This window comes from Maribacter sp. MAR_2009_72, assembly GCF_007827235.1.
Taxonomy (GTDB): domain Bacteria; phylum Bacteroidota; class Bacteroidia; order Flavobacteriales; family Flavobacteriaceae; genus Maribacter; species Maribacter sedimenticola.
On sequence record NZ_VISB01000001.1, the window covers coordinates 976059 to 991390 of the forward strand.

Sequence of the window (15332 nt, forward strand, 5' to 3'; positions counted from 1 at the left end):
TAATGAAACATATATTATACATTATTGGTTTTCTGCTTTCGTTGACAGTTTTTAGTCAACAGGATAAAGTATTAACAATTTCAGATACCACCTTAGTAAATAGATGGGCATATCTTGAATCTAATTGGAGTTATAAAAAGGGTGATAATATTAATTGGTCTGACCCCAAATTTGATGATTCATCTTGGACAACAATCTCAAGTAAAAATTTAAACAAACCAAATAATAAAATTATTGGTGGCGACAATGAAATTGTATGGTTTCGCAAGCTTATTAAAACAGACAGCACGTTCAATAATCCTATTGTGTTATATGTTTATCAAGTAGGTGCTTCTGAAATTTATCTTGATGGTAAACTTATACGCACCCTTGGTAAAGTGAGTTCCAATCCAGAAGAAATTGAAACGATCTTTTCCTGGAATATTGTATTTCACTTGCCTTTAGAAAAAAATAAAGAACATTTATTGGCTGTTAGGTTTGTAAATTCTCAGCGAAAATATCCTAAATATTATATGAACGAAGGTCTTATTAACATACAAGCCACCTCATTACATAATATATTAACCACCGATCCAAGACTTGTAACTCCACGTAAAGAGGTAAGAAATTATTACAACAATTTATATATCGTCTTTGGTATTGTATTATTTATGTTTGTACTTTTTCTTTGTTTGTATATTTTTTTTAAACGCGAAAAAATCAATGGTTATTTTGCACTAACCAGTCTATTATACTCTTGTTTTCTTGGTGCCATTTTGTTAGAATATAAAACTAACTTTTATGAGTTTAAATATGATTTTATTATTGGTATTCTTGATGTACTCTATCCCTTAGCTGTTCTCTATTGCATCTATAAAATTTTCAATAAACGTATTGGGTATTTTTATTGGGGTATTACTGCAATAGGTATCCTATTCATCCTTTTAGGGTTTTTTGTCACTTCAGTAATTACCGGACATATTTTTGGAGTTATCATACTTTTTGAATTTCTACGAGTTAGTAGTCTTTCATTTAAATCTGATAAAATTGGAGCTCTAATTTTTCTTTTAACGGGTGTCCTTAATTTAATATTTTGGATTATAGCTACTTTACATCAACTAGGCTATATTGATCTACCACAATTAATCTACTATATTCCTTTTGCCTATATTTTATTACCTTTAAGTATCACCATATATTTGGGCTATTTCTTTGGTATCCGAAGTCAATCCTTACGTTTAAATTTAGAACGTGTTCAAAAACTATCCAAAGAAAAAGAATCCATTCTATCTGAACAAAAAGATACCTTAGAACAACAAGTTAAGGAGCGCACATCAGAATTAAATCAATCTTTAGATGATCTAAAAGCCACCCAATCACAACTCATCCAATCCGAGAAAATGGCAAGCCTTGGTGAACTTACCGCCGGCATTGCCCATGAGATTCAGAATCCCTTAAACTTTGTCAATAATTTCTCTGAAGTAAGCAACGAACTTGTTGATGAAATGAACGAGGAATTGGATAAAGGAGATCTTGAAGAAGTGAAAGCTATTTCGTTGGATATCAAACAAAACCTTGAAAAAATAAACCATCACGGTAAACGTGCGGACAATATTGTAAAAGGAATGCTACAACATTCTAGGAGTAGCAGTGGCACTAAAGAACCTACGGATATCAATGCCCTTGCCGATGAGTATTTGCGCTTGGCCTATCATGGTCTGCGGGCAAAGGATAAAACTTTTAATGCCGAACTCATAACCGATTTTGACGAGAACATTGGAAAAGTAAATATTGTACCACAGGACATGGGGCGGGTAATTCTTAATTTGATTACCAACGCTTTTTATGCGGTAAACGAGAAAAAACAAAGAGATGTTAGTTTTAAGCCCATAGTTACTGTCAGTACCAAAAAGTCTGATGAACATATCACCATTAGTGTTTCTGATAATGGTGATGGCATTCCTGAAAAAGTCAAAGAGAAAATATTCCAACCTTTTTTTACCACTAAACCAACTGGTCAAGGTACCGGCTTGGGCTTAAGCATGAGTTATGATATTGTGACAAAAGGACATGATGGAAATCTAAAAGTGGAAACAACAAAAAATAAAGGAACCACATTTATTATAGAATTACCAAACTAGACCAACAACCAAACCAGTATGAAAAATACACAACAAAGTAAACTTGTACTTATAATCGGCTTTTTCTGCTGCCTGTTTTTGGTTTCTTGCCATAAACAAAGCAAGTCCGAAACGGAAACTACTGTAGGTGATTATAAGGTTCCAGAAACCATTCCTTTACAATTTACGGAACCAGAACCTTTTGAATGGGAAACCATAACCAACGATACCGTTACAACCCCTGTTGCTTATGATTTAGATGTAGATGCCTTGCCCAACAAACCTTTTGAACTAAACACGTTTAAACCGCTGAAGTCCCCAATGAAGGAATACGATTTGGATTGGGACAATTTTCCAGTAGAAGATTTGAAGTTTGATACCGTTTCGTTTACTATCACAAAATCTACCATAAAAAAACCGACCATTACCAAAATTAAACCACTTGGAAATATGGCCGGTACTAACGTAAACCTTTTACAACTTTCATCAAATGAAGGATTGCTCTCTAATGATATTACCTCCTTTTTAGAAACGGAGGATGGTGGTATTTGGATAGCGTCATCTTCCTCTGCATCACCATTAACACTTTATGACGGTGAAAATGCATTTATCTATGACTACAATACAGTCTATAAAATGGAATTTGACAAACAAGGCAAACTTTGGTTGGTTAGACCTGCTGATCGCATAATCCATGTATTAGATTTCGATAATAATATAGAATATACCATTACCAGAACTGAAAATTTCACCCCGTTCGACATACTCTGCGACCATCTCGGTACAATGTATATAGCATCACTTAATGAAGGCTTCTATACAATAGATCCGGAGTTAAGAAATATGCAAAAGATAACAAATATAAATAGCTCCAAACCCTGGAGGCTTTTTGAAGATAGTAATAATAACCTTTGGTTAGGTTTTACGAATCATCTGGCGATTTTAGACAAAGATAGAAAGGAACTTAAAACACTTTCAAGAATTGCAGATATTGAAATAAACTCTATTGTTTGGGATATTACAGAAGATCAATTGGGTAACATTTGGTTAAACTATCCTTATCCTTCTACAAACAATAACAATGCTAATCCTAGGGTTTTTCAGCTTTCCTTAAAAGAAAATACTATAAAATTATTAGATGCCGAAAATGCCTATGACATAATAGGTACCGAAATAGTAGAAGATAACAAAGGTAATATCTGGATTTTGGGAGCTAAAGAGGCATATATTTTAAGTAATAATCTGGAAAAATATAAAACAATACTATTAAACAGCACACTACAAGGCTCCCTAAAAATTCCTAGACCCTTAAAAAGAAAGGATGGCTCGTTATGGATTGCCACTACGGATAATGGAGTGCTAATAACCACAAATTACACTTTACAAACGGAATATTTTGATGACACTAGAGGTCTAATAAATGAGGAAATCTGGGAAATAGAAGAAGACTCAAATGGTGATATATGGTTAGGAACAGCTGCGGGAATCAATATTATCAACTTGAAAAATAAATCTATAAAAGCTCTTAGTTTTCAGCAATTACATTGCAATCCTAACACAATTAGTTTTATTAAAGAGATCACACCTAATATTTATTTTATAAATACTAGAGATGGCTTTTCTATTCTTGATAGGAAAAAAAGTAAAATAACTTCATACGCCAATTCTGCCGCAGTTTTCGGAGCAGGTATTGCAATTATAAATGAACATACCTTTGCAATATATGCGAATAAAGGTCTGTATGTATATAATATTGAAAACAACAGCTTTAAAAAAGTAGTTTCCAAAAATGACCCTGATATTTTAATAGCGGGAAGCGGATCCATAATGGTTTATGATAAAGAAATTCTTTGGATCCCTACTACGAATGGATTAGCCAAGGTAAATTTAAAAACGAACACCGTAAGTTACCTTAGAGAAGAACAAGGTCTTAGCAATAACAATGTATCCATAGCCAAAATTTCTAACGAAGGAGAGCTATGGTTAGCTACCGCAAATGGTATTAACATACTCAACTTAGAGCAAAATACGCTTACCTCAATAAAGAAAGAAAACGGACTATACCCTACAGATTTTTATGATCTGACCGAAAAAGGAGGCATGATGTACGCCGCTAGTGGTAATGGCCTAATTGCCGTGGAAAAAGCCAGTGCAAAAACAACAGATAAAGGCTTCTATAATTTTAACGGTGGACTCGGTTTTAAATCGAACGACTATTTACAAAATTCACCTAAATTTTTAAAAAATGGCCAGTTTTGGTCAGGTGTTACGAGTACTTCCAGTGAATGGAAGCTACTTGTTCTTAATTCAGAACCTCATCAAGACAGTACCATCAGCTCCGTTCAAATTAACAGCATGTTCGTCATGGATGAAAATCCGGGTTTCGGGTTCAACCTTAAGAAAGATTCTACAAAGGTGCAAACTTCAACTTATGCCAGTACCAATAGTATAACATGGGATTCGGTAAAACGTCCATACAACCTACCTCAAGGCCTTATCCTACCTTATGATCAGAACAGTATTAGTTTTAGTTATGGTAGTAATGATATTTTCAACAGGGATAAATTAAACTATCGTTTTATTCTAGATGGTGAAGATGAAGATTGGAGCTATGCTGCAAATGCAACCAAGACCAAGAACTATTATAATTTAAAACCAGGAAATTACACCTTTAAAGTTGCCGTTAGAAATTCCATTGGCAATTGGTCCGATCCCGATAGCCTATCTTTCAAAATAAATCCCCCATGGTGGCAAACTTGGTGGGCATACTTGCTCTTCGGTTTAATTGCAGCTAGTATTTTAAGGGCATATATTGTTTTTAGGGCCAGAAAATTAACTAAAGAAAATAGAATCTTAGAAGAACGTGTTAGTCACAGAACGGTTCAGCTAAAAACAAAGATAGACGAATTAAAATCCACACAATCAAAGCTTATCCAATCTGAAAAAATGGCAAGTTTGGGTGAACTTACCGCAGGTATTGCCCACGAAATTCAGAATCCGTTAAACTTCGTCAATAATTTCTCTGAAGTAAATAAAGAACTTCTAGAAGAAATGGTAGAAGAAATTGAGAATGGTAATTATGATGAAGTAAAAGCCCTGGCCAAAGATGTTTCTGACAATGAGGATAAAATTATCTTTCATGGTAAACGTGCCGATGGTATCGTAAAAGGAATGCTACAACATAGCCGTAGTAGTACCGGTCAAAAAGAATTGACCAATATCAATACTTTATCAGATGAATACCTACGCCTAGCCTATCATGGTTTACGGGCAAAAGACAAAAGCTTCAATGCCACGTTGAATACTAATTTTGATGACTCAATCGGCAAATTGAATATCGTAGCTCAAGATATGGGTAGAGTTATTCTAAACCTTATTACCAATGCTTTTTATGTGGTAAAAAAGAAAAAAGAAGAAAACCCAAATGGTTACGAACCTACCGTTTCGGTAACTACGGAAAAGAAAGATACTATGGTATTCATAAAAGTATCGGACAATGGTAACGGAGTGCCTAAAGAGGTATTGGATAAAATATTTCAACCTTTTTTCACGACCAAACCTTCTGGGGAAGGAACCGGATTAGGACTATCACTAAGCTATGATATTGTAAAAGTACATGGCGGTGAATTAACTGTTGACACCAAACAGGGAGAAGGCACCACCTTCACCATAGCATTACCAATAAAATAAACCACTAAAAACTACCTTATGAAAATATTAGTTGTAGATGACGAACAAGATGTTAAAGTGCTTTTTCAACAGCGTTTTAGAAAAGAAATACGAAAAGAAGAATTAGAGTTTGTATTTGCCTTTTCTGGCGAAGAAGCCTTAAACTTAATGAAAGCAATGGAACATGAAGCAGTACTTATATTATCTGACATTAATATGCCGGGTATGAGCGGATTGGAATTATTAGATACCATCAAAAAAAATTATGTAAAACCGCCTCCTATGGTTATGATGATTACCGCCTATGGAGATGATGAAAATAGAACAATGGCAAAAAATCTAGGTGCGGACGACTTTCTAACCAAACCTTTAGATTTTTCACTCCTTAAAGACAAGCTGATAACCTTAACGTAAGACTATGGCAAAGATAATGGTAGTAGATGATGAGACGGACTTAGAGATACTCATCAAACAAAAATTTAGGAAGCAAATACGGCAAAACGAATATGAATTTGTCTTTGCGGTAAACGGGAAGGATGCATTGGATAAACTTGCTGAACATCCAGGGGTGGATATTGTTTTGAGCGATATCAACATGCCAGAGATGGACGGTCTTACCCTACTCTCAGAACTGCATGAATCCAGTCCGCTTATTAAAGCGGTCATTGTTTCCGCCTATGGTGATATGGAAAATATTCGTGTGGCCATGAACCGTGGTGCTTTTGACTTCATTACCAAGCCCATCAATTTTGAGGACCTTACTTTGACCATGGAGAAAACCCTGAAGCATGCCAAAGAAATAAGAAAGACACTACAGGCAATTAAGGAAAATAATATCCTTAAAATGTATGTGGATGAAAACGTGCTTAATTTCATGGGGGGACAGGAGTACGAGTCAAAGATCATGGCAAACGAAAGCATTGAAGGCACGGTCATGTTCATAGATGTCTGTGGATTCACAAAAATAAGTGAAACTACAAGTCCGGATGTAGTAGTCACCATGCTCAACACTTATTTTGATGCCATGGTCAAAGAAATTATGGAACAGAATGGCATAATAGATAAATTTATAGGTGATGCAGTAATGGCCGTATTTAGGGGAGAATATCATTTAGATCGCGCCATTGATGCCGCTCTTGCCATTAGAAATCAAGTGAACAGCTTACCCGAAGAGGAAGGAAAAGAAACATACCAACCAAAAGTTTCCATAGGTATTAAAAGTGGAGAAATGATATCGGGCAATATAGGTTCCGCTACTTTAAAACGGCTTGACTATACCGTAATTGGCGACACCGTAAATACGGCCGCCAGGTTGCAAGATGCCGCTAAGGAAAATCAAATAATTATCTGCGAAAGTTGCTATGAACAAGTAAAAGAAGCTTTTAAATGTGAGAACCTTGGTAGTATTAACATGAAAAACAAAGCGCAACCTCTTACTGTTTATAATGTAATAGAATAACATGTTTAACCCGAATAGTATTTAAAACAAAATGATTTTTATTCTATAAATCGTAAATTGAAAATATAAATTTTATTTTTTTCAAATTTCGTTACCATACAATGGTTACACACTTACATAATAAAGCATCTTACCCCAATTTAAGTTTAGAAATTCTTTCTTATATGAAAGACAAATGGCCTTGTCATCTAACTTATCATAGCATATTACACACTATAGATGTAGCCAATGTTTGTAATACATATATTTCTCACTATGCAATTGACAAAGACAACGCAGATTTAATTCGTATAGCTGCAATAAGTCATGATATAGGTTATTTAATTTCACCAGTTGATCATGAAGAATTAGGTATTAAAGAAATTGAACCTTTTTTAAAAAAGGAACTTAATGAAAGACAAATTGCCACGGTTAATGGTTTAATAAGAGCTACTAAAGTTCCTCAAAAACCAACCACTTTTTATGAAGAAATTTTAGCAGATGCCGATTTAGATTATCTTGGAAGAACAGATTATAATAAATTGAGCAAGGAATTATTTAAAGAATTTATTTATTACAATGTTTTAGAAACAAAAGAAGAATGGTTACAAGTACAGGTGGATTTCTTAGAAAATCATGATTACCATACTGCTTTTGCAAAAGAAAATAGGTCCTCTAAAAAAATGTTAACCTTACAAGAAATAAAAAGTAAGATAAGGCCTCAGAAATAATTAATTTATTATACCCCTAAAATGGAAAAACAGACCAAAACACAAAAAGATGCTAAAAAAAAGGTAGGCACATTGGTTAAGGGAAAAAGTGCACATACCGAAGAGCTTGTAGATCATTATTGGGGCAGCATCAATTATGTTTTTAGCTTAATAAAGGCATCTGAGATAAAAGCGGGTTTAATTTTATCTTTTTATGGTATTTTACTGAATATCATTTATCAAAATATTACTGCCGTATTGCAGGACGAAGTGAGCAATATCCTCATATTAATCTTATTGGGCATTTGGATGCTATGCACTATTATTTCAATTTACTTTAGCGTTCGCTGCTTTATACCAAAAATAGAAGCCCAATACGACCCTAATATTTTCTTTTTTGGAGATATCATATCAAAATTTGGAACTATACACGAGTTTTCGCAAACCTTTTATAATATCAGTTTAAAAGAAGAAGAACTTTTTGATCAATTGGGTCAGCAAATTTTTATTATTTCCAAAATCTCCGCATATAAATTTAAATGTGTAAACTTGGCAATACGCTTTTTAGCATTTGGCCTCTTTGCCCTTCTTGGTGCCAGTATTATTTTTACCATGCTTAAGTTTTTATTTAACTAACATAGTGTATTAATATACAAAATTGGTAAAACCAATACGTTAGGATATGTATGTTCCCAAAATATTTTTGGATAACTGTTTAGTCTATTTTAAACATGTGCTTTATTAACTCCCAGGTATTTTCATGGTCATAAAAACTTCATAAAGTTTTTTATTTGTTGATGTACTCATATGCCCGTTACTTGTAAAAGTATTAGGAACAGGTGACAATATACCACCATACATATAACCTATAGAAACTGGTTGATTAAAATCAATGTTATTAAATATCTTATTTAAATCCAATATTTCTGGATGTCCTTTTAATGCAAACCCAGGTTTTGCAAAAAACGTTGCATTAGTACCCAAATAGGTAGGTAAGATTTCATTAGGTGGTAATTGTACTTTTTCAATTGAATAAAATTCCCCATCTGTTAAAAATGAAGAAATCACATTGGAAAAAGGCAATTCGTTACCCATTTCGGGTACCGATAAACTATCTGCACCCGGCTTTAACGTCATATAGGATATACCCCCTAAAAATGTGGTATGATTGTAAAACCAACCCTTGTCGTTATAAAAAAGTGCAGCTTGTATCTTAGCACCGGTGTACAGGTTTGTTTTTTGATGAAAGCTGGTGTCAATTTCAATAGTAGGTATACCCGATACCAAACCATTTATATAAACGGGGTGCCTGTAGGCCATTTCATTATTTGTAAATACCCCACCGTAAATTACCGCCCCTATGGAATCATTTCCGTACATAACCGTTTCCGTCATGTTAAAGTCCCTTCTGTGTAGATTTTCACTATCCTCTAGTGTTAAGGTATCGCTCAATTGCCAAATTCCATTATTATTCAGCAAACTAAATTTTCGTATTGCATTCGTATAAACTCCAGTATAACCTGGAACATAGGCCTGCTGATAATTTTGACCACCTATAATGTAGAAATTATTGTTAACGACCATCATTTCGCCCCCAGTTACCTGCACATAAGGATTTTGAATAACTTTGGTAAAAACTTGTTCTAACGGTATTGTGGCATTATTAGTTACATAATCAATTAAGGATGGAAGATCAATTTCAAAAAATAGATCAGAGGTCCAATTATTTACGGCTGACGTATCCTTTACGGTAAAACCTCCTGCCAAGTACAATTTTTCATTAACCTGATAATATTGTTGACTTGTTGCCGATAGATTTCTGCCATATTCCTTTGGTACAGGTACACCAATGCTTTGTTGGCTTTCTAGATCTATTACCCAAATAGAATCGTTTGCTTTATCCTTCCTAAAAGCGGGCGGATCATTATCCAAACTATGCAAACCAACAGTTCTGCCCCCAATAAGCAACCATTTACCATCATATTTGGCAACAGCTGCACTCTGAAATGCCGGGATTTTAAAATTCAGCTCTGCCTCACGTACACTTACTTGAAACACATCTGGCACCTCATCATCTATTTTCGCCTTTTCTGAATGAGCGGCAACATGCAATTGCAGATTATTTTTAATTTGTACTTGTTTGGTCTTGTTTTCTTTACAGCCTAAAGTAAATAGCACTATAATAAAACAGATATTACCCCATAAATTTTGTGTGTTGATCATGCTTCTTGATTTTCATTCCCTAAAATTTGATATGCCCACTTTTGCAGTAATTGTCTTTGCTGTGCAGAAAGTTCCCTAGTTACCGGCATATACATAGGGCCGTTCCAACTGGTTTCGGCTATGGAGGCGAGCATTCTTCTTAATACCCACGGCTCTCTCCATGTTTCTTCAGTAAAGGGTAAGATTACTGCCATAATAGGTAATACCGTATGGTAATTGACCAATACATTGTCATAAATATCATCAAATGTTATGGAGGATTGGGCTAAAAGATTTTGAAGTTTTGTACTATATTCCAACACGCGTGTTGTTATAAAATAACCATTGGAAAGAAAATATTCGAATTTACTCCAATCTCCAGGCATTAGTTGAGATGTGGTAGCTGCAAAACCATACATGCAACACCCAGGTTTATCTACCGGATATGAAAATGGCATTCCGTCATAAATTGAAATGGGCATTTGAGATTTAGATTCTTCAGCTAAATTGATGGTTTGTACCCAACCTTGACAAGGATCCTCTTTTTTTATAGGTATACCATTTTTGAAAGCCCTAATAAATATAGGCCCCTTGGGTAAACCATCGGACATATATCCTTCATTTGAACTTTGATTTTGTTCCGCATAAGAACCTTGTTGATCACTCAATATAAGATATTCATCTTCCACTGCTATTTTTTGTGTTGGCGTACTTAGATAGAAAGTACCATTGGTAAAATCAACTCCTGGTTTAGTAGGAAAATTAAAAACCCCTCCAATACTTATAAACCTTTCATAATTATAATGTTCACTATGACTTATACTGCCTATCAAACTAGGAATACTACTGCCTCTTTGCATGAAGTAGAGACTTATTACTCCTAAATCATAATTTTCGAATTTCATAAATGGAGGTATAGAGGTATCGCCTCCATAGGGATAAGGAACTCCTAAATCCATACCATATTCCGGTATGCTGTTTATCATATCCAAAGAAATTATATTGTTTATTTGGTCATGATGAAGAAATGACGGTGGCAGTTGAACAGAGGTAGGTACCTTTAACTTGTTTGGAACGAATTTTAAGCCTTCTTTTACCGTTGGCGGTTTAATTTTATTGTCCGTATTGTCAATAGGAATATTCACAGATGGTGGATTCTTCAATATTCTAGCTATGGTATTGGTTTTCATATCACCATCCACATAAGGACATATAGATCCTGAAAAAGCTACTCTGGCCGGGTTTTTAGGCACATTAGTTTGATTATTACCCATTGGCGTTGTAGGCATTTTACCGTAATCTGGATTGTGGACTTCATAAACTTCATGCACTGAAATTTTCATAGAAAGTGCAGTAACATTTTGTCCGGCATATTGGTTAAACAATGCCTGAAGTTCTGGGTCAATGTAATTGTTACTTGTACTATCCGTATTTGTTAAATCTATTGTAGAATAAAAATAGGTAGCACCACTCATTGGCATTAAACTTTTATCCATCCAATTCAGCATCTTACTCAATGTCATCCAATTAAAAGTAGACTTACATGGTTTACCATTGAAAAATGTTCGTTGCTGCCCGTTAGAATCATCGTAAATTCCCGCTTTTCCATAAAATAATTGGGTACAAGTCTGTCCCTCGCTATCCACATCACAAAAAACAGCAGATGATCTAGGGTCTTCTGCAAAAAAATCGGTGTGAAAGGAAAGAGATGTTCCTAATATTTGAGATAAAATAGGAGGACAACCATCTGTATTTCCTGGACTCCATGTACTTACACCATTTCCATTAGGTAACTGTACACCTGTTATTCTCACATCTTCCGTATAAACACTCATATCACCATAATAGTTCCAATATCCGGGTTGTATCCAATTGGGTGAGTCTTTTGTAATTCCGTTATCAGATAAAAAAGCATAGAGGTAAAACTCCATAAACTGTTTGTCTTTATCATAAGTACCAATATTACATTTAGACCACTCTATAAAAATATCAGCATTGCTTATAGGGGTAATTTCCACATAGAATTCTTCTCCATCTGAAATTACCGGGAACTGCGGCCAAGTTAGTTTAACATATGCAACTTGGTCTTTTAATAAATATACTCTTGGTGGAAAATAAGGTAAAGCTGCGTTTTGGTCATACACTTTTAAAGGATGAAAGCGACCATTATTTGCTGTAGCAACGTCTAACAATACGCTGCCATGAAAATTGATACGTGGAAAATTAAATTGGCTCATGGTATGGTTCTAAAGTTATTTTTATAAAATAATCAAGGCATTATCCCTGGCGAGAACCAAAACGTTGTTAGCGTAAGCTAGCTGTTATAAGCGATAAATCAGCTTAATCTCTCTACGAAATACATATCTATTACTCCCTTGTTTTTAACATTTATGGCGCCCCTATGCGTGCAATCAAAATCTTTCCAAACCAAGTCATATGTAGATTTACTTATATTTATTTTACCAGGTTCGCAACTAGATTCCATCCGGGATGCTATATTAACAGTATCGCCCCATATGTCATAGGCAAATTTCTTAATACCTACAATACCTGCTATAACCGGACCACTATTAAGGCCAATTCTAATATCAAAATAATGCTTGTTCTCTTTTATTCGTTCCAATTTCGTTTTTTCTACAAAATCACGTATATCCAGTGCCGTATTAATGGCATCTATAGCATGTGTAAAATTTTTAACGGGTAACCCCGCGGCGCACATATAGCTATCACCGATCGTTTTAATTTTTTCAATCTCATACTTACTGATGATGTTATCAAAAGCACTATAGTAAAAATCGATTTCCGCTACTAATTCTTGTGATTCCAAGCCTTCACTGAACGAGGTAAAATTGACAAAGTCGGTAAAAAGTACAGTTACTACACTGTAATCCTTAGCTTTTGCAAACCCATTTTTCTTAAGCTCAAGCGTAGTTTCATAAGGAAGTATATTCAACAAAAGTTTTTCGCTTACTTCCTTTTCTTTCCGCAATTCTGCCGTTCTTTTTGCTACTTTTTTTTCTAGAATTTTATTACGATCTATTTGACTTCTTAAAGCTGAAATTACACTACTAATTGCTTCCAAAATATTGTGGTGATATGATACCAATCCTGTGCCGGTCTGTAATAATTGAGATCTTCTTCCAGTAAATATGTAACCAATTATTTCTTCCGTATTAATTATAGGGGATAAAATAAAATGGTCTATTTCTAATACTTGCCTAATTTTTGATATAAAATCTTTGTAATTTTCATTGTCATCACTAATGATATAGGATTTACTTTCTACAAAATCAGTATTGAAAGAAACACTTTTTTTTAAAATTGCTTCTTTATTATAGCTGTTAAATGCCTTTATAAACTTAGGCTTAAAAGATTGGTTCATTTCATTTTCTGGGATAAGTAACAGCGTTACATCCATTTTTAAACGAACATTGATATTTTCCGTAAGAAAATCTAAAAGTTCTTCTAACTTTAGGCCAGAATCTTTTTTATACTGTAAGGAAGAAATTACCTTGAGACCCTCACTCATTTCCAATACATCTTTTGCCAATGCAGCATTTCTATACTCCAAAGACATATAAGAACTTGTCAGTTTTTTAAGTCTTTCTTTATAGTAATCAATTTCTTTCTGCGCTGACTCTGTATGTGTTGTTGAACTCATTTATTTAAATTATAACTCTGAAAATACACATAAAACACCTGTCCAATCAAGGGCTTGTAAATGCTCACCTACTTTGGCAACTTCCACACCTGAATAAAATCCAGCCAATGGAATTCCGTTTAAATTGTTACGTACTTCTTCCGCATCTTCGAATCCAACGCCAGAGAAGGGTTTTGCCCTACCCCCACAGTTAATATAAAAAGCAAACGAAGGATTTGGATTTTTTTCTTTCAACACATTAATAACATCTGTTACGTAGTTAGAATCCAAATTACGTCTCATTAATTGAACCTCGGTTCCCTCTTTAAGGTCTGGTTCAAACATTATTAAAGCCTTATTTTCTTCATCAACTGCCAGGGTAAGTCTATTGGCGTATTCACTTTCTTTAAACGCGCTGAATTTATCACCTCTATTTACACCAAGGGTTACGTTCATGGCAAAGTCCTTGACATTTATACCGTGATTACCACCAAGTAATCCATCTATGACTTCTAATGCTGGTTGGTTGTCAATTTCTAACAATACTGGTCCGTTCGTTTTTGTAACCGTAATATAATCACTACAAGGTTGGCAACCGTGCAATATTGCAACGTCCATAGTAAAATTACCAGACATTAAAATTCCAATAGCATTTTGGGTGTACACGTTATTATCTATATACTGGTAACAAGAACTCAGCATCATATCCGCCAAAAAACCACCTCCAGCTACTGCAAGCCCTGAGGGTAAGTATTTTTCTAAAGCAGCAAAAAGGGGTGTTGCAAAATTTAGCATTGGAGGATTTTGCTGCTTACTGGAATCATAGAACACAAATAAACCTTGGGAGTCGTCACTAATGGCTCCTTTAATTTTTTTACCAAGTTTATCCCCTACTGCGTACTCATCTTCCTTAAGATATCCAGCGGCAAATGTTTGAAACCGAATGTTGTCAGAGCTGAATACGGTTACACCTACTTCAAAACCATCATAACCAATAAAATCATCTGTAATAATACCGAAGGAAGAACCGCCTGCCTTTGCAACATCAGGTAAAACTTGGTTTACACCTTTTAAAAACTCGTGGGGATCATGTTTGCCTCCACTAAAAATAAGAGCAAAATCAGGTCTTTTTATATTTCCATTTTGGAGAGCTAGGTTCGCAGCTTCAATTCCAGCACGTTCAGATACTGTCTGGTTGCTAAAACCAATACCTATTTTTGTTTCCATCTTTTAATTTTTGGTTTAGACAACCTTAAGGGGAAACGGCTGGCACTCACGTAAATATATGAAAAATATAGTTGAAAATCATTATTATGGATTTCAACATAATTCAATTTCATAAATTCAAAATTTCAAGCCTAAATCATTCAATATTCTAAATTATTTTTACTAATTATGTAGTACTTCTAAAATTTTTAAAATTTATTGCGAATTATTCAATACGCTAATAATTGGCGTATATTTCATTTAAAAGCTATGGTTTCTAGTATTAATTTTAACAAAGAACATCCAAATACAAACTATAGTTTTATATCATTGGATTAACAGTAATTGGCCAAAAGCCTTTTGGTCGG

General features: G+C 34.4%; 10 protein-coding genes. 6 read left to right on the forward strand and 4 right to left on the reverse strand.

Annotation, left to right across the window (positions count from 1 at the left end; all coding sequences use genetic code 11):
- Positions 1-2: 2 nt before the first annotated feature.
- The 6 genes from JM81_RS18505 (at position 3) to JM81_RS04210 (ending at position 8552) form a co-directional block, all read left to right on the forward strand.
- Positions 3-2120, forward strand: a complete 2118-nt coding sequence (locus tag JM81_RS18505; protein ID WP_261374957.1) for a sensor histidine kinase — start codon at positions 3-5, stop codon at positions 2118-2120.
- Positions 2121-2138: 18 nt separating this feature from the next.
- Positions 2139-5789, forward strand: coding sequence for an ATP-binding protein (locus JM81_RS04190; protein ID WP_144800804.1), 3651 nt, complete (start codon positions 2139-2141; stop codon positions 5787-5789).
- An 18-nt stretch (positions 5790-5807) separates the two neighbouring features.
- Complete coding sequence (locus JM81_RS04195; protein WP_047245016.1) at positions 5808-6182, forward strand: response regulator; 375 nt, start codon at positions 5808-5810, stop codon at positions 6180-6182.
- 4 nt (positions 6183-6186) lie between these two features.
- The gene (locus tag JM81_RS04200; protein WP_144800805.1) at positions 6187-7227 is read left to right on the forward strand and encodes an adenylate/guanylate cyclase domain-containing protein; all 1041 of its coding nucleotides are present in this window, start codon (positions 6187-6189) and stop codon (positions 7225-7227) included.
- Positions 7228-7328: 101 nt separating this feature from the next.
- Positions 7329-7937, forward strand: coding sequence for an HD domain-containing protein (locus JM81_RS04205; protein WP_144800807.1), 609 nt, complete (start codon positions 7329-7331; stop codon positions 7935-7937).
- Positions 7938-7958: 21 nt separating this feature from the next.
- Positions 7959-8552 (forward strand): Pycsar system effector family protein, encoded by a 594-nt coding sequence (locus JM81_RS04210; protein WP_222430287.1) that lies wholly within the window; start codon positions 7959-7961, stop codon positions 8550-8552.
- A gap of 105 nt (positions 8553-8657) precedes the next feature.
- Here JM81_RS04210 and JM81_RS04215 read toward each other — a convergent pair whose 3' ends face one another.
- The 4 genes from JM81_RS04215 to JM81_RS04230 all read right to left on the reverse strand — a co-directional run bounded on the left by JM81_RS04215 (position 8658) and on the right by JM81_RS04230 (position 14985).
- Entirely contained in the window at positions 8658-10139 is a 1482-nt protein-coding gene (locus tag JM81_RS04215) for a hypothetical protein (protein ID WP_144800809.1), read from the reverse strand.
- Entirely contained in the window at positions 10136-12355 is a 2220-nt protein-coding gene (locus JM81_RS04220; RefSeq protein ID WP_144800811.1) for a hypothetical protein, read from the reverse strand. The genes JM81_RS04215 and JM81_RS04220 overlap by 4 nt, the downstream gene beginning before the upstream one ends.
- Positions 12356-12453: 98 nt before the next feature.
- Positions 12454-13779 carry an adenylate/guanylate cyclase domain-containing protein gene (locus JM81_RS04225; RefSeq protein WP_144800813.1) on the reverse strand — a complete coding sequence of 442 codons (1326 nt, stop codon included), beginning with the start codon at positions 13777-13779 and terminating at the stop codon, positions 12454-12456.
- 9 nt (positions 13780-13788) lie between these two features.
- The gene (locus JM81_RS04230) at positions 13789-14985 is read right to left on the reverse strand and encodes an FIST signal transduction protein (protein ID WP_144800815.1); all 1197 of its coding nucleotides are present in this window, start codon (positions 14983-14985) and stop codon (positions 13789-13791) included.
- Positions 14986-15332: the final 347 nt, after the last annotated feature.

Coding starts and splice junctions, on each gene's coding strand:
- JM81_RS04210 (WP_222430287.1), top strand. CDS start 7,959: ATGGAAAAACAGACCAAAACACAAAAAGATGCTAAAAAAAAGGTAGGC.
- JM81_RS18505 (WP_261374957.1), top strand. CDS start 3: ATGAAACATATATTATACATTATTGGTTTTCTGCTTTCGTTGACAGTT.
- JM81_RS04205 (WP_144800807.1), top strand. CDS start 7,329: ATGGTTACACACTTACATAATAAAGCATCTTACCCCAATTTAAGTTTA.
- JM81_RS04225 (WP_144800813.1), bottom strand. CDS start 13,779: ATGAGTTCAACAACACATACAGAGTCAGCGCAGAAAGAAATTGATTAC.
- JM81_RS04195 (WP_047245016.1), top strand. CDS start 5,808: ATGAAAATATTAGTTGTAGATGACGAACAAGATGTTAAAGTGCTTTTT.
- JM81_RS04215 (WP_144800809.1), bottom strand. CDS start 10,139: ATGATCAACACACAAAATTTATGGGGTAATATCTGTTTTATTATAGTG.
- JM81_RS04220 (WP_144800811.1), bottom strand. CDS start 12,355: ATGAGCCAATTTAATTTTCCACGTATCAATTTTCATGGCAGCGTATTG.
- JM81_RS04200 (WP_144800805.1), top strand. CDS start 6,187: ATGGCAAAGATAATGGTAGTAGATGATGAGACGGACTTAGAGATACTC.
- JM81_RS04190 (WP_144800804.1), top strand. CDS start 2,139: ATGAAAAATACACAACAAAGTAAACTTGTACTTATAATCGGCTTTTTC.
- JM81_RS04230 (WP_144800815.1), bottom strand. CDS start 14,985: ATGGAAACAAAAATAGGTATTGGTTTTAGCAACCAGACAGTATCTGAA.